This window comes from Halomonas sp. GD1P12 (genome assembly GCF_025725645.1).
Lineage (GTDB): Bacteria > Pseudomonadota > Gammaproteobacteria > Pseudomonadales > Halomonadaceae > Vreelandella.
Genome location: NZ_CP107007.1, coordinates 578,824 through 598,652, shown reverse-complemented (window position 1 = coordinate 598,652; position 19,829 = coordinate 578,824). Strand labels below are relative to the sequence as shown.

Sequence of the window (19,829 nt, the reverse complement as noted above, 5' to 3'; positions counted from 1 at the left end):
ATCTGGGGGCCTCTAAAGCTAAGAGAGTTCGAGCGGGAAATCACCAAGCCGCAGTGCGACAGGCGCACATGATACTGGAAAGCGGCTTTGATACGAAATCGACAAGGTGACAGCGTCTATCGGGCTGGGTATGGTGACTGCCTGTTTTACACCGACCCCGCGCCATGCCGACACTGTACTGCCGACATTTTCTCGCCCACTACCGCCTTTATTGGGCCGTCATCAGCATTGTCTGGCTGACGCTGGTCCCCGCCGGCGCCGGCAAAACGCCGCACGAGCACCTGGACCGCGTACTGGAAAAGGACTTCATCACCGCACACACCCGTACCACGCCCACGACCTACTTCGAGGGCCGCCAGGGGCCGACCGGCTTCGAATACGAGCTTCTACATCGGTTTGCCGAGTACCTGGGCGTGAGCTTGAATCTCGACGCGCGCCACTCACCAGACGAGGTGCTCGACGCGGTGCGCGGCCAGGGCGATATCGGCGCCGCCGCCCTGCCGCTTTCCCCCAATACGCCAGGGCTTCACTACACACGGCCGATCATCGACATGCAGCCGCTGGTGGTGTATCGCCGGGGGCTCTACGCCATCAACGGCCCCGCCGACCTGGAAGGGCTGACGGTAGGCACGCTCAGCGCCTCGGGCACCGAGCAGATGCTCGAAACGCTCAAGGACACGCTTCCCGAGCTCGAGTGGCAGGCGCTGGAGGGCAGCGAAATCGCCGAGCTTCTGGCGATGGTCGAAAACGAGGAGCTCGACGCTGCGGTGATTTTCGATCACCAGTTTCGCGTCAACCGCCTGTTTTTCCCCAACGTCGAGCGCGGCTTCGCCGTGGGCGAGCCGCGCTCGCTGGTCTGGGCGCTGCCCGCGGGCCAGGGGCTCGGGCTTCTGGAGGCCGCTGACCGCTTTCTGGACGAGCAGCGTGAAAACGGCGCGCTCGAGCGCCTGATTAGCCGCTACTTCGGCCACGACGACTATCTGGAGTACGTCGGCACGCGGACCTTTTTGAGCCACCTGGACCAGCGCCTGCCGGAGTTCGCGCCGCTGTTCAAACGCGCCGCCCTGGAGACCGGCTTTGACTGGAAGCTGCTGGCGGCGGTGGGCTATCAGGAGTCCCACTGGGACGCGGACGCGGTATCGCCCACCGGCGTGCGCGGGGTGATGATGCTGACCCTGCCCACGGCCAGCGACCTCGGCGTGCAAAACCGGCGCGACCCGGCGCAGAGCATCGACGGCGGCGCGCGCTATTTGAGAAGCCTCATGGAGCGCCTGCCCGAGGAGATCCTCGGCGACAACCGCCTCTACATGGCCATGGCCGCCTACAACGTGGGGCTTGGGCACCTGCTCGATGCCCGCGACATCGCCCAAATGCGCGGCGGCGACCCGAACCTGTGGGCAGACGTGCGCGAGGCGCTGCCGCTTTTACAGCAGCGCCGCTGGCACAGCCAGACCCGCTACGGCTTCGCCCGCGGCGGGGAGCCGGTAATCTACGTGCGCAACATTCGCCGCTATTACGAGATGCTGAGCTACGTCGAGCGCAGCCGCCAGCAGTTTTTCCAGCTCGGCCAGACCGGCCTTGCCCAGACCGGCGCATCGCCTTGACGACACCGACCACCCGCACCGGGGCCGCTTGCCCCAGGGAGAGCACCATGCGAAACCGCTTCATCTCAACCGCGGCCGGGCTGACCGCCGCCGCGCTCTGGGTCGCGACAGCGCTCACCCCCGCCTTCGCCTTCGAGACCGGCGAGCCCCCGGCGCCGGTGCGCGTGGCGGACCGCGGGGAAGTGGTGCTCGACGAGGGCGCGCTTCGCTACCAGGTTTGGGACACCAGCGCGCTGGCCGGAAGCGTCGGCGTGGTGCTGCACGTCGCCGGCAGGCTCTCGGCCAAGGACCTGAACGCGCCGATCATTGAGGCGATCGAGGCCGCCCGGTTTCCCGACGAGCGCTTTCAGACCACCACCATCGTCAACACCGACGATGCGGTCTTCGGGAGCGCGATGTTCGTGCGCAAAAGCGTCGAGGGCAGCAAGCGCGACGTCCCCGAGGTGCAGTTCGTGGTGGACGACCAGAGCGCGGTACAGAGCGCCTGGAATCTCGAGCGGGGCGGCTCGGCGGTCATCGTCCACGACGCCGCCGGGCGCGTGCGTTTTGCCAAGGACGGGCCGCTGACGCTCTATGAGGTCAACCACGTCATGGACCTTCTCCACGCGATGCTCGACTCAAGCGAGCCCGAGCCGGGCAGATTCGACGCCCATGTGCTCGGCCAGAACGGACAGTGACTTTCAAGCACTGTCCGTTGATGTTAAAACCTTTTTCATGATGGCCTTCGATGAGCGCAGGCCTTGGCGAGCACGGCGCTGCGTGCTCGCCGCTTGATATAAAACGATGGCCACGAACAACGAAACGCCAGGGACCGCTTTGATGAATGCCGACGCCGACCAACTGACAAGCCACCGAGACCCGATCGAGGCGCTACGCGCGGCTCTGGAGCGGCGACTCGACGAGCGCCTGCCGGCGGCCCCCGAGAGCGAGCGGGTCGCCCGCGCGATGCGCGAGGCCACCCTGGCCCCGGGCAAGCGGATTCGCCCGCTGCTGCTGCTGCTGACCGCCCAGGACCTGACGGCCGACGCCGACACCGACGGCCTGCTCGATCTCGCCTGCGCGGTGGAGATGATCCACGCGGCGTCCCTGATTCTCGACGACATTCCCTGCATGGATAACGCCGAGCTTCGCCGCGGCCGCCCCACCATTCATCGCCAGTTCGGTGAAAGCGTCGCCATTCTGGCGGCGGTGGCGCTGTTGAGCCACGCCTACGCCATCGCCGCCGAGGCGCCCGGGCTTGAAAGCGAACGCCGCGCGACGGCGGTCTCGACGCTTGCTCGCGCGGTGGGCCTTCAGGGGCTGGTCGAGGGACAGTTTCTGGATTTGAGCGAAGGCGCCGGCGCGCGCAGCGTCGATGCGATTCTCGCCACCAACGACCTCAAGACCAGCAAGCTCTTTAGCGCCACGCTGTCACTGGCAGGCCTGGCGGCCAACGCCGACGAGCACGCCCAAAAGGCGCTTGCGCTGTTCGCCGAAGATCTCGGTCAGGCCTTTCAATTGATCGACGATTTGGCCGACGGTGTGATGGGCACCGGCAAGGATCTTCATCAGGACATCGGCAAGTCGACGCTGGTGGCAACGCTTGGCGAGCGCGCCGTGCGCGAGCGCCTGGACGCTCACCTGGCCCGCGCCGACACGCACCTGGCCGCCGCCTGCCCCACGGGCGGGCGCACCCGCGCCTTCGTGCAGGGCTGGTTTCACCAGCAGCTCGCCGTGATCGGCGCGCCTTGAGCCGGCCGGAAGGAGCGCCCTCATGAGCCACTTCGCCATCGTGGCCCCGGCGCTTTACAGCCACGTCAAGGCGCTTGAGGCGCTTGGTGCCGGCCTGATCGCCCGCGGCCACCGGGTCACGTTCGTTCATCAGGCCGACGCTCGGCCGCTGGTCAGCGAGCCGGGCATCGGCTTTTTCGCCGTCGGTCAACAAAGCCACCCCGAAGGGCGCATGGCGCGCACGCTCGAGCGGCTGGCAAGCCCTTCCGGCGCCGGGCTCTTCGCCATGATTCGCGATTTGGCCGAGACCACTGACATGCTCTGCCGCGAGCTGCCCGCCGCCTTTGAGGCGCTCGGCATCGACGGCGTGATCGCCGATCAGATGGAGCCCGCAGGCGCCCTGGTCGCCGAGGGGCTCGGTTTGCCGTTCGTGTCGGTGGCTTGCGCGCTGCCGGTCAACCGCGAGGCGGGCCTTCCGCTGCCGGTGATGCCGTTTCGCCTGGCAGAGTCTGAGCGAGCCCGCGGCATGTACGCCACCAGCGAGCGCATTTACGATCAAATGATGGGCCGCCACGCGAAGGTCGTCGAGCGCCACGCCCACGCCTTCGGGCTGTCGCCGCGCCGCGGGCTTCACGAGTGCCTGTCACCGCTTGCCCAGATCAGCCAGACGCCGCTCGCCTTCGATTTCCCCCGTACCGCGCTTCCCGACACCTTCCACGCCGTCGGCCCGCTGCGCCTGCCAAACGCCGGCGCCCGCCACCAACCCCTGGAGGCGCTGGCGCTTCCAAAGCGCTTCGTGTTCGCCTCGCTCGGCACGCTGCAGGGCCACCGCTTTGGACTGTTCAAGAAGATCGCCCGCGCGTGCCGCCGTCAGGGCAAGGCGCTGTTGATCGCTCACTGTGGCAAGCTGAATGACGCGCAGGAAGCGGCGCTTGTGCGCGCTGGGGCCACCGCGGCGGTCGGTTTCGTCGACCAGCGCGAAGCGCTTGCCCGCAGTGAGGCGGTCATCACCCACGGCGGGCTCAACACCGTGGTCGATGCCATCGACACCACCACGCCGATGCTGGTCGTGCCGCTGGCCTTCGACCAGCCAGGCGTGGCGGCGCGGGTGCTGTATCACGGCCTTGGCGAGCGCGCCTTCAACTTCTCGCGCCCGGCGACACTTGCGCAAAAGCTCGCCCGGCTCGACGCGTTTGATTATCGTGAACGGCTCACCGCGCTTCAGGCGCCGCTTCGCGCCGCCGGCGGGGCTGACAAAGCCGCCGCCATCGCCGAGCAGGCGCTGACCACGCACCGCCCGGTTTACACGGAGAGCGCCCATGAAGCAGTCGTATGATCTCATTCTCGTCGGCGCGGGGCTGGCCAACGCCCTGATCGCCTGGCGGCTTGGCAAGCGCCACCCGAACCTCGACGTGCTGGTGATCGAATCCGGCTCCCGCCCCGGCGGCAACCACACCTGGTCGTTTCACCAGCACGATTTGAGTTCTGAGCAGCACGCCTGGATTGAGCCATTCGTGGCGCATCGCTGGCCCGGCTACGAGGTGCGCTTTCCCGCGTTCAGCCGGCATCTAAAAAGCGACTACCTGAGCGTGACCGCCGAGCGCTTTGCGAAGGTGCTCGAGGATGATCTCGGCGAGCGGCTTTTGACAGATACCCGCGTTGCCACCGTCACCCCGACCGGCGTGACGCTCGAAGACGGCACGGCGCTCACAGCGGCCGCGGTGATCGACGGGCGCGGCCCACAAGCGTCGCCGCACCTGACCATCGGCTATCAGTCGTTTCTGGGCCAGCAGTGGCGGATCAAAACGCCCCACGGGCTGACCCGGCCGATCATGATGGACGCCACCGTTGATCAACAGGGCGGCTACCGCTTCGTCTACAGCCTGCCGCTCGATGACCGGACGCTTCTGATCGAGGACACCCACTACGTCGACGCGGCGGATTTGGACCCGGCGCTGGCCCGCGACAACCTTGCCGCCTACGCAGAGCGTCAGGGCTGGGCGCTCGAAACGCTGGAGCGCGAAGAGCACGGCCATCTGCCGATCACCCTGGACGGCGACATCGACGCCTTCTGGCAGGCGGCCCAGAACCAGCCCAGAAGCGGGCTGCGTGCCGGGCTCTTTCACGCCACCACCGGCTACTCGCTGCCCCACGCGGTGGCGCTGGCAGACGAGATCGCCGCGCAGACGCATTTCGACGCCGCGTCGCTGTTCCAGCTGATCGAAGATTTCGCGAGGCGGCGCTGGCGGCAGCAGCGGTTTTTTCGCATGCTCAACCGCATGCTGTTTCTGGCAGGCCAACCGGGCCGGCGCTGGCAGGTCATGCAGCGCTTCTACACGCTGAACGACGGTTTGATCGAGCGCTTCTACGCCGGTCGGCCCACGCTTTTGGACAAGGCGCGCATCGTCTCCGGCAAGCCCCCGGTGCCGGTGCGCGAGGCCATCCCGGCCGTGCTTAAACAAACCCCTCGGCTGCGAGCTTTTAAAGATGAGTAAAACGATCGTAATTGGCGCGGGCTTTGGCGGCCTGGCGCTGGCCATTCGCCTGCAGGCCGCGGGCATTCCGGCGTTGCTTCTGGAAAGCCGCGACAAGCCCGGCGGGCGTGCCTACGTGTACGAGGACGAAGGCTTCGTGTTTGACGCCGGCCCCACGGTGATCACCGACCCGAGCGCCCTCGAGGAGCTTTTCACGCTTGCCGGTAAATCGATCGACGAGTACGTCGAGCTCTTACCCGTCACGCCGTTCTACCGGCTTTGCTGGGAGTCCGGCGAGGTGTTCGATTACGACAACGACCAGGCAAGCCTCGAGCGCCAGATCAATCACTTCAACCCAAAAGACGTCGAGGGCTACCACCGCTTTCTCGACTACTCGAAGGCGGTGTTCGACGAGGGCTACGTCAAGCTCGGCACGGTGCCGTTTTTGAGCTTTCGCGACATGCTGCGCGCCGCCCCCCAGCTTGCCAAACTGCAGGCCTGGAAGAGCGTTTACGCCAAGGTATCGCAGTACATCGAGGACGAGCACCTGCGCCAGGCGTTCTCGTTTCACTCGCTGCTGGTCGGCGGCAATCCGTTTGCCACCTCGTCGATCTACACGCTGATCCACGCGCTGGAGCGCAAATGGGGCGTGTGGTTTCCCCGTGGCGGCACCGGCGCGCTGGTCAAGGGCATGGCGAAGCTGTTTGAGGACCTCGGCGGCGAGATACTGGTCAACGCCAAGGTCGAGCGTATCGAGATGCAGGGCAACCGCGCCCGCGGCGTGACGCTTGCCGATGGCCGCGAAATCCCGGCGCGGGCCGTGGCGTCGAATGCCGACGTAGTGCACACCTACGAAAAACTCCTCGGCCACCACCCAGTAGGGGCGAAGCGAGCCAAAAAGCTCAAGGGCAAGCGCATGAGCAACTCGCTGTTCGTGCTCTACTTTGGCCTCGATCACAACCACACTCAGCTCGCCCACCACACGGTCTGCTTCGGGCCGCGCTATCGCGAGCTGATCGATGAAATCTTCAACAGCGATGAGCTGGCCGAGGATTTCTCGCTCTACCTGCACGCACCGTGTGTCACCGACCCCTCGCTTGCCCCCGAAGGCTGCGGCAGCTACTACGTGCTGGCGCCGGTGCCACATCTGGGCACCGCCGCGCTCGATTGGGACGTCGAAGGGCCGAAGCTGCGCGAGCGCATCTTCGACTATCTGGAGAAGCACTACATGCCGGGCTTGAGAAGCCAGCTCGTCACCCACCGCACGTTCACGCCGTTCGATTTTCGCGATACGCTCGGCGCCCACCAGGGCTCGGCGTTCTCGATCGAGCCGATTCTGACCCAGAGCGCCTGGTTTCGCCCGCACAACCTGGACAGCCAGATCGACAACCTGTATCTGGTCGGCGCCGGTACCCACCCGGGCGCGGGCATTCCCGGGGTGATCGGCTCCGCCAAGGCGACCGCCGGGTTGATGGTGGAGCGGCTAACGTCAGAGAAGGAAAACGCATGAGCGAGGCGCTGCTCGATCATGCCACGGTGACCATGGCGGCGGGCTCGAAGAGCTTCGCCAGCGCCTCGAAACTGTTCGACCCCGCCACCCGCCGCGCCGCGCTGATGCTCTACGCCTGGTGTCGCCACTGTGACGACGTGATCGACGACCAGACCCTGGGCTTTTACAACGCGCCCTCGGAAGGCGAGCAAAAAGCGCAGAGCGAGGCGCGCCTGGCCGAGCTCAAGGCCCAGACCGCGCGCGCCTTCAAAGGCGAGCCGATGGAGGAGCCCGCCTTCGCCGCCTTCCAGGAAGTGGCGCTGACCCACGACATTCCGCCCTCCCAGGCCTTCGATCACCTGGAAGGCTACGCCATGGACGTGCGCGACGAGCGTTATGAAACCCTGGATGACACGCTGCGCTACTGCTACCACGTGGCCGGCGTGGTCGGGCTGATGATGGCCCGCGTGATGGGCGTGCGCGACGAGGCGGTACTCGATCGCGCCTGCGATTTGGGACTCGGCTTTCAGCTGACCAATATCGCCCGCGACATCGTCGAGGACGCCGAGGCGGGGCGCTGCTATGCGCCCGGGGAGTGGCTGCGTGAGGAGGGCTTGAGCGCCGAGGACATTCTCGACCCGAGCCAGCGCGAGGCGCTTGCGCGCGTCTCCAAGCGTTTGATCGCGGCGGCGGAGCCCTACTACGCCTCGGCGCGCATCGGCATCGAGCGGCTGCCGCTGCGCTCGGCCTGGGCGATCGCCACCGCGCTCGGGGTGTATCGCAAAATCGGTGTGAAGGTGACTCGCGCGGGCAAACTCGCCTGGAATGGGCGTCAAAGTACCGGGCGAAGTGAAAAAGTCGCGCTTTTGCTGGCCGGCGGGGCTAGCGCGCTGGGTTCTCGCGCTCGGCGGAGCTCGACGCCTCGCTCGATGAGCCTTTGGCAGCGCCCGCGCTAGCGGCCTTACGGCGTCGCAGCGTGGCCTCGAGCGTCTCCACCGGCGGGGCATAGATGAAGCCAAACGACACGCCACCGTGGCGGCCCTTCACCGCGTGATGCAGCCGATGAGCCTTGTAAAGACGCTTCATGTAGCCGCGCCGGGGAATCAGGCTGAACGGCCAGCGCTTATGCACGAGGCCGTCGTGAAGCACGAAGTAGATCACCCCGTAGGCGGTCATGCCGGCACCGATCCACTGCAGCGGCCACGCGCCGGCGGTGCCGTAGGCGATCAGCACGATGGCGAGTAGCGCGAAGACGACCGCGTAAAGGTCGTTGCGCTCGAACCAGCCGGTGCGCGGCTCGTGGTGCGAGCGGTGCCAGCCCCAGCCAAAGCCGTGCATGATGTACTTGTGGGCGAGTGTGGCCACCACTTCCATGCAGGCGACGGTGAGCACCACGATCAGCGTATTGAGCAGCACGTGCATCGTGCCTCCTTGGGCGGGTTAGCGGCGCTCTGCAAAGAACGCCTTCAGGAGCTTTTTCGAAGCGCCGGCCAATACGCCCGCCTCGACCTCGACGCGGTGATTGAACCAGGGCTGAGCGAGCAGGTTGGCCTTCGATTCGACCATGCCGGTGCGCGGCTCGGCGGCGGCGTAGACCAGCCTTTGGATGCGCGCGTGGACCATGGCGCCGGCGCACATCATACAGGGCTCCAATGTGACATACAGGGTGCAGCCGTCAAGGCGATAGTTGCCAAGCGCCTCGCCTGCCGCGCGCAGCGCGCGAATTTCCGCGTGGGCGCTGGGGTCACGGCTTTCGACCGGGGCGTTGTGGGCGGCCCCGATGATCTCGCCTTGTGGGTCGACCACCACCGCGCCTACCGGCACCTCGCCGGCGGCGGCCGCCCGGTGCGCCTGATCCAACGCCCGGTACATGTAAAATTCGTCGCTGCGCATCGGGGCGAACTCCGCTAAGGTAGCCAGTCGATCGAGAAAGCGGCTAAACGCCATAGGATACCGAGAATGAACGACGCGCTGAAGACGCTACTGAATCTGCTGGATCTCGAGCCCCTGGAGGAGACGCTGTTTCGCGGCCAGAGCCAGGACCTGGGCTTCCCCCAGCTCTACGGCGGCCAGGTGCTCGGCCAGGCCCTGGCGGCGGCGTCTCGCACCGTGGAGCCCGAGCGCCTGCCCCACTCCCAGCACGGCTACTTTCTGCGCCCGGGCGACCCGCACCGCCCGGTGGTCTACCAGGTGGACAACGTGCGCGACGGCGGCAGCTTCACCACCCGCCGCGTCACCGCGATCCAGAAGGGCCGGCCGATCTTTTTCTGTAGCGCCTCGTTTCAAAGCCCGGAAGCGGGGTTTACCCACCAGCTCACCATGCCCGACGTGCCGGCCCCGGAAACGCTGATCGAAGAGGGCAACGTCAAGCACGAGCGCTTCCCCGGCCACCCGATCGAGTTTCTGCATTTGGACCACAACCCAAGCCCGGCGGCGCCGGCCGGGCGTGGGCTCTGGTTTCGCATCAAGGGAAAGCTTCCCGAGGACCCGGCGCTTCACCGCCACCTGCTCTCCTACTCGTCGGACTTCAACCTCTTGACCACCGGGCTGATTCCCCACGGGGTCGAGTTCGGCGACCCGAAGCTTCGTATCGCAAGCCTCGATCACGCGCTGTGGCTGCACCAGGACACCCGCGTCGACGAGTGGCTCTTCTACTCCATCGACTCGCCCTGGGCCGGCAGCGCCCGAGGCTTGGCCCGCGGCAGCATTTTCGACCGCCAGGGGCGGCTCGTTGCCTCCACCGCCCAGGAAGGGCTGACACGCTATCCCCAGGCCTGATTCGTTGAAAAGGATCGCGGTTGGTGGGCCCAGAAGCAACCCTGCGCGGGGGCGCCATGAATACGTCCTTGTAGGCTACTTTCGCCATCTGACCGCCATGGATGGCGGGAATGCCGAATATGCAGGAGCAATCTTCGGCAATGGCGAAAGACCCTCGCTCAGGTTTGCTTCTGGGCGCAAGTATATTGGAGGGGCTCCACAGCCCTTCAATCAAAAAAAGCCCGTCAATGACGGGCTTTGTCGATCTGTTCGAAAGCTTTTCTAGCCGCCGTACACGTTATTGATCGTTTTCAGCGGATAGTGCGCCGGATACGGCTTGCGCGCCACCCCCGAATCCACGGCGGCCCGAGCGACGGCGGCGGAGACGCGCTCTAGAAGGCGCACGTCTACCGGTGTAGGGATGATGTACTCGCGTCCGAAGCTCATCTCGGTGCGCTCGTAGGCGTTGAGCACCTCTTCCGGCACCGGCTCGCGGGCCAAATCCTTCAGCGCATGCACCGCGGCGAGCTTCATCGCCTCGTTGATGCGCGTGGCGCGCACGTCCAAAGCCCCGCGGAAGATGAACGGAAAGCCCAGTACATTGTTGACCTGATTGGGAAAATCCGAGCGGCCGGTGGCCATGATCACGTCCGGGCGCGCCTCGCGGGCGACGTCCGGGTGGATCTCAGGGTCCGGGTTGGTGCAGGCAAAGATGACCGGATCGGCGGCCATCTTCTTGACCTGCTCGGCGCTCAAAAGACCGGGGCCAGAGAGGCCGATGAAGACGTCGGCGCCGTCGATGGCGTCATCGAGGGTGCGCATCTCGGTGTCGCGAGCGAATTCCGCCTTGTACTCGTTGATGTTTTCGCGCCCACTATGAATCACGCCGCGCCGGTCGAGCATCACCAGGTTCTCGGCGCTTGCGCCGCAGCTGATCAGAAGACGCATGCAGGCGATCGCCGCGGCCCCTGCGCCCATGCAGACGATGTTGACGTCCTCGATGCGCTTGCCGGCGATCTCCAGAGCGTTGAGCATGCCCGCGGCGGTGACGATCGCCGTGCCGTGCTGATCGTCGTGGAAGACCGGAATCGAACAGCGCTCGATCAGCGCCTTTTCGATCTCGAAACACTCCGGTGCCTTGATGTCCTCCAGGTTGATGCCGCCCCAGGTATCAGCGATGCGCGCCACGGTGTCGATGAACGCCTGCGGATTCTCGGCGTCGACCTCGATGTCCACTGAGTTGATGCCGGCGAAGCACTTGAACAGCACCCCCTTGCCTTCCATGACCGGTTTGCTGGCCAGCGGCCCCAGGTTGCCCAGGCCCAGAATGGCGCTGCCGTCGGAAATGACGGCGACCAGATTGCCCTTGCCGGTGTAGCGGTAGGCGTTTTCCGCATCGGCGGCGATTTCGCGTACCGGCTCCGCCACGCCCGGGCTGTAAGCCAGCGACAGATCACGAGCGGTGGCGGTGGACTTGGTTAACTCGACCGATAGCTTTCCTGGAATGGGGTTGGCGTGATAGTCGAGCGCTGCCTGCCGGTTCGCGTCTGTCATGGTCAAATCCGTTATCCTAAAGTTGAAAAGTGCTTCAAGAGTATAGAAAAAGCCGAAGACCCTCAAGCGCCGTCAACTCGACTCTTGATTTCGACATTTGGCTACACGTTGACTAACTATGGAAACTTTTAAGCTCTATTTGGTAGAACTTATAACGAAGAGCGTGAGCCATAACGCTTTACTTATTGATGCGCCGCAGCATTTATGGAAAAATTTTTCATTATCTCGCAGGCATCAGTTCGTGGGCACGAGTACGTGAGCATAAAAAAACCCACGCCGAAGCGTGGGTCTTTGGCACCCGGCACGTGAGTGCCGGCAAGCGGGCGTTTTAGCCGCGCTTCATGGCAGCACCGAAGCGCTTGTTGAAGCGCTCTACGCGGCCACCGGTGGTCGCTTGCTTCTGCTTGCCCGTGTAGAACGGGTGGCAGTTGGAGCACACGTCCAGAGAGAAGTCCTGACCAGAAGTCGAACCCACCTGGAAGGCGTTGCCACAAGAACACGTCGCGGTGACCGTGTTGTAATTCGGGTGAATACCTTGTTTCATCGTGAACCTCACTCGCTTATGCCGCCACCTGATCCGTTGCCAGGCACCGCATAGGGGGTTGAAATAACTGCTTAACCGGATAGTCGCTCACATAAAACCGGGTTGGTAAAACGTGTAGCGGGCGCATATTCTAGCAACTTTTACGCCGGAGGCCAATTGCCCGTTCCCGTTTCTTCAACGCCCGCTCCAAAGGCGCCCACGGCCCCCGGCGCGCTTCAGGTGGCCCTGCCCTCGCCGCTGCGTCAGCTGTTTGACTACCTGCCCGGCCGCGAGCCACCGGCCGGCGGCTGGCAGCCGGGACTTCGCGTGCGCGTACCGTTTGGTCGGCGCGACGTTGTGGGTGTCGTGATCAATTTGCTCGATCGAAGCACACTGCCCCGCGAAAAGTTAAAACCGATTTCCGAAGTGCTCGATGAGGCGCCGCTGCCGGAGGACTGGCAGTGGCTTTGCCACTTCACCGCGCGCTACTACCAGCACGGTCTGGGCGACACCATGCAGCTGGCCATGCCGGCAAGACTGCGCCAGGGCTACCCCATGGCCGGGCGCACCTTTACCCAGTGGCAGGCCGTCGGCGAGCAAACGCCGGACTCACTTAAAAATGCCCCCAAACAGGCCGAGCTTTACGCGCTTTTGCGCCAGCACGCTCACGGCCTGCCGACCCAGGCAATCAGCGCCCACGGCTATACCAAAGAGCAACTCAACGCGCTTGCCCGCAAGGGGCTAATCACCTCAACGGAGCTTGCCCGCCAGGCAGGCCGGCGGGCTGACACCGCGTCAAATCTGCTCGCCACGCCGTCGCTTGCGCTCAACCGCGAGCAGGCAGCGGCGCTGGCCGCGCTGCACGAAAACCTGAACGGCTACCACCCCTGCCTGCTGGAAGGCGTCACTGGCAGCGGCAAGACCGAAATCTATCTGCAGCTGATCGAGGCGGTCGCCGCCAGGGGCAAACAGTCGCTGGTGCTGGTGCCGGAGATCGGCCTGACCCCGCAAACGCTTTCGCGCTTTAAAAGCCGCTTCAATGTACCCGTGGTGGCGCTGCACTCCGGGCTCAACGACGCCGAGCGCATGGACGCCTGGGAGGCCGCCGCCGACGGGCGCGCGCTGATCGTGATCGGCACCCGCTCGGCGATCTTCACGCCGCTGGCCAAACCCGGGGTGATCATCGTCGACGAGGAGCACGACGGCTCCTACAAGCAGCACGACGGGCTTCGCTACCACGCCCGCGATTTGGCCGTGGCCCGCGCCCACCATCACCAGATTCCGCTGCTGCTGGGCAGCGCCACGCCGTCGCTCGAGAGCCTTCAGCGCGCGCTGGCCGGCGACTACCGCCACCTGCGCCTCACCCAGCGCCCGAGCCGCCACCCACCGGCCAAACTCGAACTTCTGGATCTTCGTCATCAGCGCCGCCAGGGCGGGCTGCTACCCGGCGCGCTCAAGGCGATCACGTCGACCCTGGCTGCCGGCAAGCAGGTGCTGGTGTTCATCAACCGGCGCGGCTTCGCCCCCAGGCTTGCCTGCCACGGCTGCGGCTGGATGGCGGACTGCCACCAGTGCGACGCGCGCATGACGCTGCACCGCCAGCCGCCGCTGCTGGCTTGCCACCACTGCGACAGCCGCCGGGCGCTGCCGGACGCCTGCCCCGAGTGTGGCAGCGGCGATTTGCGCGCGCTCGGCGCCGGCACCGAGCGCACCGAGGAGACGCTGACGGGGCTTTTTCCCGACACCACGATCCATCGCATCGACCGCGACAGCACCCGGCGTAAGGACAGCTTCGACCAGGTGCTCAAGCAGGTTCACCGCGGCGAGCCGTGCATTCTGGTCGGCACCCAGATGCTCGCCAAGGGCCATCACCTGCCCCACGTCACGCTCGTGGTGGTGATCAACGCCGACGGCGGGCTCTACAGCGCGGACTTTCGCGCGCTCGAGCACAGCGCCCAACTGCTCGAGCAGGTGGCTGGGCGCGCCGGACGCGCCGCCCACCCGGGCCGGGTGCTGGTGCAAACCCTGCATCCGGACGACCCGCACCTTGGCCAGCTGGCCGAGCACGGCTACGGGGCGCTGGCGCGCAACCTGCTCGAAGAGCGGCGGCTGGCCAAGCTGCCGCCGTTTGGCTTCATGGCGCTGTTACGCTTTGAGAGCCCGAAGGAGCCGGCCGCGCTTTCGCTTGCACAAGACGCCGCCCAGGCGCTGAGAGAGTGGCTCAAGGTAGCCAACGTGCAGGCGCGCTGCCTGGGGCCGGTGCCCGCGCCGATGGAGCGGCGCCAAAATCGCTACCACGTGCACGTGCTGATCGCCGCCGACAAGCGCAGCCAGCGCCACGCTGCGGCCAACTACCTGGTCCAGTGGCTGGACGCCCACCGCGAGGCGCGCAGCGTGCGCTGGTCGATCGACATCGACCCGCAGACGCTGGCGTAGACGCTGGCAAGCCCAAACAAGGCGACGAGTGCTCGCTTTCGAACCCGATACGGCTTTGAAAGTGAGCGCCAATTGCCGATAATGGCGGTTTTATGTGTACCGGGCCTTTTTGCGTCGATGCTCTCAAACGTCAACATCGACCGCCCCTTTTTACCGAACGCGCACGATTAAACGCACACGCCGCCACCCAAAATTTCGGATATTCAAATGAAAGAGACGATCACCTCCCTGCTCCAGGGCGCCATCGATGCGCTAAAGCATCAGGGCGTGCTGCCTGTTGATCTGACCCCGACGATCAAGATCGACCCGACCAAAGACAAGGCCCACGGCGATTACGCCACCAACCTCGCGCTGATGTTGGCCAAACCCGCAGGCCTCAAGCCGCGCGAGCTCGCCGAGAAGCTCCTCGAGGCGCTGCCCGAAAGCGACTCGATCGCCAACACCGAGATCGCCGGCCCCGGTTTCATCAACTTCTTTGCCGCCACGGACGCCGCCGCACAGATCATCGCGCAGGTGCTCGACGCCGGCGACGCCTTTGGGCGAAGCCTCGTCGGCCAGGGCGAAAAGGTCCAGGTCGAGTTCGTCTCTGCCAACCCGACCGGCCCCTTGCACGTTGGCCACGGCCGGGGCGCCGCCATCGGCGACTGCCTGTGCCGGCTTCTCGAGGCCACAGGGTATGACGTCACCCGCGAGTTCTACTACAACGACGCCGGCGCCCAGATCCAGAATCTGGCCCTTTCCGTGCAGGCCCGCGCCAAAGGGCTTGGCCCGGACGACGCAAGCTGGCCCGAAGACGGCTACCGCGGCGACTACATCAACGACGTTGCCCAGGACTACCTGGCCGGCAAGACCGTCTCCGCCGACGACCGGGAAGTGACCGGCAAGGCGGACCCGGAGAATCTCGACGCCATTCGCGATTTTTCTGTTGCCTGGCTTCGCCGCGAGCAGGATCTGGACCTCAAGGCCTTTGGCGTAGCGTTCGACGTCTACTTTCTCGAATCGTCGCTCTACGAGCAGGGCAAGGTCGAAAAAACCGTCGAGCGACTGGTCGCCAACGGCCACACCTACGAGGAAGACGGCGCGATGTGGCTGCGCACCACCGACTTCGGTGATGACAAGGACCGCGTGATGCGCAAGCAGGACGGCGGCTACACCTACTTTTTGCCGGACGTGGCGTATCACCACGACAAGTGGAGCCGCGGTTTCAAGACCGTCATCAACGAGCAGGGCGCCGACCACCACTCCACCGTCACCCGCGTACGCGCCGGTCTCCAGGCGCTGGAAGTCGGCATTCCGAAGGGCTATCCGGACTACGTACTGCACCAGATGGTGATGGTGACCCGCTCCGGCGTCGAGGTGAAGCTCTCCAAGCGCGCCGGCAGCTACGTCACGCTGCGCGATCTGATCGACGAAGTAGGCCGCGACGCCACGCGCTTCTTCCTCGCCGCGCGCCGGGCCGACTCCCAGCTCACCTTCGATATCGACCTGGCCCGCTCGCAGTCCAACGACAACCCGGTCTACTACGTGCAGTACGCCCACGCCCGCGTGTGCAGCATGATGAGAAAGGCCGACGCCGAATCCCGCGCCTTCGATTTCGATCAGGCGATGGCGAATCTGGCGAGCCTAGACAGCGACCAGGAGAAGGCGGTGCTCAATCGCCTGGCGCGCTACCCGGAAGTGGTCGAGCAGGCCGCCCGCGCCCGCGAGCCGCAGCAAATCTCCCAGTACCTGCTGGATCTGGCCGCGGACTTTCACACCTGTTACAACGCGGTGAAAGTGATGGTCGACGATGATGCCACCCGAAACGCACGTTTGGCGCTGGGCCTGGCCACCCGCCAGGTGCTGCGCAACGGGCTCGATCTCATGGGGGTCAGCGCCCCGGAGGAGATGTAAACCATGTCCAAAGCGCGCAAGCGGCCCAGCCGTCGCGGAGCGACCAGCCAGCGCAAGACGCCGAAAGAGCCCGGCAGCGGTTTTCGCCTGCCGGGCTGGCTCTGGGCGCTGGCCGGTATCGCCGTTGGGTTCTTTCTGGCCCAGCATCAGCACGGCACCGCCCCCTGGCAGGAGCAAAATGCCACGCCAGAGGCGACGGTGCTGCCAAAGCCGCCCGGTAGCGACGAGCGCAGCGCCGCGCGCCAGACCGAAGGAGACGCCGAGCCCTCGATGCCGACCTTCGAGTTCTACACCCTGCTGCCGGAAACCGAAGTCATCGCCCCGGGTGGGGCGCTGCCCTCGACGGTCAATCGCCCGGAAGCGCCGCCAGCCGATTCCAATACTGACGGCGCCTCCGGTGATGACCCGATCGCCCAGGTGATCGCCGCCAACACCCGCCCGGAGGAGCAGGCCCAAAGCGCCCCGGCAACGCCCGCCGAGCCCGCGGCACAAGCGCCCGCCACGCCCAACCGCTACATGCTGCAGGCGGCGTCGTTCAAGGAGTTAGGGGATGCCGAGCAGCTGCGCTCGCGACTTCGCAACCTGAGCCTGTTGGCCCAGATCACCGAAGTGCAGGCCAGCGGCGATATCTGGCACCGCGTTCAGGTCGGGCCTTACGAGGACACTCGCGAGCTCAACCGCGCCCAGGACCTGATGGCGACCCAGGGCATCGAGCCGCTGCTCATCCAGCTGCAAAACTAGCGCGCCCCGCGTGGGCGCGGCCATAAAAGCCAAGCAGAACCCTATGCGGGCGGTTGATTTTTTATCGACCGCCCGCATTTTGTGGTGAATCGCTCAGGTTTTTTACGCGCTTTAGTTGCGGCCGCCAGGCGGCCGATAAGTTATCGGGAGTCTTTTCTCCCTCAAGGAGTCATCTCCATGACCACGATCGTATCCGTACGCCGCGGCAACCAGGTCGCCCTCGCCGGCGACGGCCAGGTATCGCTTGGCAACACCGTGATGAAGGGCAACGCCAGCAAGGTGCGCCGCCTCTATCGGGGCAAGGTGCTCGCGGGCTTCGCCGGCGGCACGGCGGACGCCTTCACGCTGTTCGAGCGTTTTGAGGCGCAGCTCGAGAAATATCAGGGCCATCTGACCAAGGCCGCCGTGGAGCTGGCAAAAGACTGGCGCACCGATCGCGCACTGCGCCGGCTCGAGGCCCTTCTGGCCGTGGCGGATCACAGCGCCTCATTGATCATCACCGGCAACGGCGACGTCGTCGAGCCGGAGCGCGGCATCATCGCCATCGGCTCTGGCGGCAACTTCGCCCAGGCCAGCGCCCGCGCCCTTCTGGAAAACACCGAGCTCGGCGCGCGGGAAATCACCGAAAAATCCCTGCAAATCGCGGGCGACATCTGCGTATTCACCAATCACCACGTCACGCTCGAAGAGCTGAACATCGACGACCGTTGAGGCTTTTTTCATGACCCAGATGACACCCCGCGAAATCGTTCACGCCCTCGACCAGTACATCATCGGCCAGAAGGACGCCAAGCGCGCCGTGGCGATCGCTTTGCGTAACCGCTGGCGGCGCATGCAGCTCGATGCCGATCTGCGCCCGGAAGTCACGCCGAAGAACATCCTGATGATCGGCCCGACCGGCGTGGGCAAGACTGAAATCGCCCGCCGTTTGGCCAAGCTCGCCCGCGCGCCTTTCATCAAGGTGGAAGCGACCAAGTTCACCGAGGTGGGCTATGTCGGCCGCGACGTCGAGTCGATCATTCGTGACCTGATGGAAGCCGCGATCAAGATGGTGCGCGAGCACGCCAAGGAGGAGGTCGGTCACCGCGCCGAGGACGCCGCCGAAGACCGCGTGCTCGATGCCCTGCTGCCCCCGCCGCGCGGCCAGGAAGACAAGCCGCGCGAAGAGAACGCCACCCGCCAGTCGTTTCGCAAGAAGCTCCGCGAAGGCCAGCTCGACGACAAGGAGATCGAGATCGAGGTCTCATCCCAGGGCCAGGGCGTCGACATCATGACCCCGCCGGGCATGGAGGAGATGACCAGCCAGCTGCAAAGCCTGTTCTCCAACATGGGCCAGCAAAAGCGCGAGCAGCGCAAGGTCACGGTGAAAGAGGCGCTGGTGCTCTTGCGCGACGAGGAAGCCGGAAAGCTCGTCAACGAGGAGGAGATCAAGGCCCGCGCGGTAGAGTCCGTCGAGCAGCACGGCATCGTGTTTTTGGACGAGATCGATAAGGTGGCCAAGGGCAGCGGCCAGTCCAGCGGCGGCGAGGTGTCCCGCGAAGGCGTGCAGCGCGATCTGCTGCCGCTGATCGAGGGCTCGACCGTTTCCACCAAGTACGGCATGGTCAAGACTGACCACATTCTGTTCATCGCCTCCGGCGCGTTCCACCTATCGCGGCCTTCCGATCTGATTCCGGAGCTTCAGGGCCGCCTGCCGATTCGCGTCGAGCTCGATGCGCTCACGCCCCACGACTTCAAGCGCATCCTGACCGAGCCTTCGGCCTCGCTGACCAAGCAGTACCAGGCGCTGCTCGCTACCGAAGGTCTGGACGTCGACTTCACCGAGGACGGTATCGAGCGCATCGCCGAGATCTCCTGGCAGGTCAACGAAGGCACCGAGAACATCGGCGCTCGGCGCCTGCACACCGTGATGGAGCGCCTGCTCGAAGAGGCTTCCTTCAAGGGCGGCGATATGGACAGCCCGCTGGTGGTCGACGCCGACTACGTCAACGCGCAGCTTGGCGAGCTGGCGGTCGACGAGGACCTCTCGCGCTACATTCTGTAAGCTCGAGCTACCTGCGCGTTGCAGGTGCCGTTTTTACGCCTTACGGGCGGGTGGCGACACCCGCCCGTTCGTCTATATGCCCCGTTCGTCTCTTGAACAGGAGAGCCCGATGGAAAGCCCGATTCCCACCCACGTGCACTATCACAAGAAAAATCGCCTGCTGGAGCTCACCTACCCGGGCGATCGGCACTACCGCGTGCCGGTCGAGCTTCTGCGCGTCTACTCACCGTCGGCGGAGGTGCGCGGCCACGGCGCCGATACCGCCGTGCTGCAAACCGGCAAGCGCGACGTGGGCCTGATGGACATCAGCCAGGTCGGCCACTACGCGCTCAAGCTTCACTTCGACGACGGCCACGACAGCGGCCTCTACAGCTACGACTACCTGTTAGAGCTCGCCACTCAGCAGGACGCCTACTGGGCGAAGTATCTGCAGGCGCTCAGCGACGCCGGCGCCTCCCGCGAGCCGGCGGGCATTCAGTTCAAACAGCTTTGAGGCTCAAGGTATTGAAAATCGGTCTTGCTGCGCGCGAGCGCACGCTTGGGTTAAGTGACCCGGGCGCAGACAAAACCGTTGGGAGAAGGCTACAATACAGCCAACCTATCA

General features: G+C 65.3%; 18 protein-coding genes. 14 read left to right on the top strand and 4 right to left on the bottom strand.

From position 1 onward, the window contains the following. The first annotated feature begins 164 nt into the window (after nt 1–164). From mltF to crtB, 7 genes are all read left to right on the top strand, one after another. Nucleotides 165–1,604, top strand: a complete 1,440-nt coding sequence (gene mltF, locus OCT39_RS02845) for a membrane-bound lytic murein transglycosylase MltF (RefSeq protein WP_263586190.1) — start codon at nt 165–167, stop codon at nt 1,602–1,604. 47 nt (nt 1,605–1,651) lie between these two features. Then, nucleotides 1,652–2,281 (top strand): YtfJ family protein, encoded by a 630-nt coding sequence (locus OCT39_RS02840; protein WP_263586189.1) that lies wholly within the window; start codon nt 1,652–1,654, stop codon nt 2,279–2,281. A gap of 142 nt (nt 2,282–2,423) precedes the next feature. Continuing rightward, entirely contained in the window at nt 2,424–3,335 is a 912-nt protein-coding gene (locus OCT39_RS02835; protein WP_263586188.1) for a polyprenyl synthetase family protein, read from the top strand. Nucleotides 3,336–3,357: 22 nt separating this feature from the next. Continuing rightward, entirely contained in the window at nt 3,358–4,650 is a 1,293-nt protein-coding gene (locus OCT39_RS02830; protein ID WP_263586187.1) for a glycosyltransferase, read from the top strand. Further along, entirely contained in the window at nt 4,634–5,809 is a 1,176-nt protein-coding gene (gene crtY / locus OCT39_RS02825) for a lycopene beta-cyclase CrtY (RefSeq protein WP_263586186.1), read from the top strand. The genes OCT39_RS02830 and crtY overlap by 17 nt, the downstream gene beginning before the upstream one ends. Next, on the top strand, nt 5,802–7,298 hold the full coding sequence (locus OCT39_RS02820) for a phytoene desaturase (protein ID WP_263586185.1): 1,497 nt from the start codon (nt 5,802–5,804) through the stop codon (nt 7,296–7,298). The genes crtY and OCT39_RS02820 overlap by 8 nt, the downstream gene beginning before the upstream one ends. Further along, the gene (gene crtB / locus OCT39_RS02815; RefSeq protein ID WP_263586184.1) at nt 7,295–8,233 is read left to right on the top strand and encodes a 15-cis-phytoene synthase CrtB; all 939 of its coding nucleotides are present in this window, start codon (nt 7,295–7,297) and stop codon (nt 8,231–8,233) included. The genes OCT39_RS02820 and crtB overlap by 4 nt, the downstream gene beginning before the upstream one ends. Here crtB and OCT39_RS02810 read toward each other — a convergent pair. Beyond that, on the bottom strand, nt 8,160–8,699 hold the full coding sequence (locus OCT39_RS02810) for a sterol desaturase family protein (RefSeq protein WP_263586183.1): 540 nt from the start codon (nt 8,697–8,699) through the stop codon (nt 8,160–8,162). The genes crtB and OCT39_RS02810 overlap by 74 nt on opposite strands. A gap of 18 nt (nt 8,700–8,717) precedes the next feature. Next, nucleotides 8,718–9,170, bottom strand: a complete 453-nt coding sequence (gene tadA / locus OCT39_RS02805; protein WP_263586182.1) for a tRNA adenosine(34) deaminase TadA — start codon at nt 9,168–9,170, stop codon at nt 8,718–8,720. Nucleotides 9,171–9,236: 66 nt separating this feature from the next. Between tadA and OCT39_RS02800 the strand changes: the two genes are divergently transcribed. Then, the gene (locus OCT39_RS02800; RefSeq protein ID WP_263586181.1) at nt 9,237–10,055 is read left to right on the top strand and encodes an acyl-CoA thioesterase; all 819 of its coding nucleotides are present in this window, start codon (nt 9,237–9,239) and stop codon (nt 10,053–10,055) included. A 261-nt stretch (nt 10,056–10,316) separates the two neighbouring features. On the opposite strand, the gene OCT39_RS02795 is transcribed toward OCT39_RS02800, so the two are convergent. Then, nucleotides 10,317–11,588, bottom strand: a complete 1,272-nt coding sequence (locus OCT39_RS02795) for a malic enzyme-like NAD(P)-binding protein (protein ID WP_263586180.1) — start codon at nt 11,586–11,588, stop codon at nt 10,317–10,319. A gap of 328 nt (nt 11,589–11,916) precedes the next feature. Next, the gene (rpmE, locus tag OCT39_RS02790) at nt 11,917–12,132 is read right to left on the bottom strand and encodes a 50S ribosomal protein L31 (protein WP_252106245.1); all 216 of its coding nucleotides are present in this window, start codon (nt 12,130–12,132) and stop codon (nt 11,917–11,919) included. Between the two features lie 156 nt (nt 12,133–12,288). On the opposite strand from rpmE, the gene OCT39_RS02785 reads away from it, so the two are divergent. From OCT39_RS02785 to OCT39_RS02760, 6 genes are all read left to right on the top strand, one after another. Next, complete coding sequence (locus tag OCT39_RS02785) at nt 12,289–14,547, top strand: primosomal protein N' (RefSeq protein ID WP_263586179.1); 2,259 nt, start codon at nt 12,289–12,291, stop codon at nt 14,545–14,547. Between the two features lie 207 nt (nt 14,548–14,754). Beyond that, the gene (argS, locus tag OCT39_RS02780; protein ID WP_263586178.1) at nt 14,755–16,440 is read left to right on the top strand and encodes an arginine--tRNA ligase; all 1,686 of its coding nucleotides are present in this window, start codon (nt 14,755–14,757) and stop codon (nt 16,438–16,440) included. Nucleotides 16,441–16,443: 3 nt separating this feature from the next. Continuing rightward, nucleotides 16,444–17,181, top strand: coding sequence for an SPOR domain-containing protein (locus tag OCT39_RS02775; RefSeq protein ID WP_263586177.1), 738 nt, complete (start codon nt 16,444–16,446; stop codon nt 17,179–17,181). Between the two features lie 177 nt (nt 17,182–17,358). Then, entirely contained in the window at nt 17,359–17,892 is a 534-nt protein-coding gene (hslV, locus tag OCT39_RS02770; protein ID WP_252106241.1) for an ATP-dependent protease subunit HslV, read from the top strand. A 10-nt stretch (nt 17,893–17,902) separates the two neighbouring features. After that, a complete protein-coding gene (gene hslU / locus OCT39_RS02765) occupies nt 17,903–19,225 on the top strand; it encodes an ATP-dependent protease ATPase subunit HslU (RefSeq protein ID WP_263586176.1) in 1,323 nt (440 codons plus the stop codon). A gap of 109 nt (nt 19,226–19,334) precedes the next feature. Continuing rightward, nucleotides 19,335–19,718, top strand: coding sequence for a DUF971 domain-containing protein (locus OCT39_RS02760; protein ID WP_263586175.1), 384 nt, complete (start codon nt 19,335–19,337; stop codon nt 19,716–19,718). The last annotated feature ends 111 nt before the right edge of the window (nt 19,719–19,829 follow it).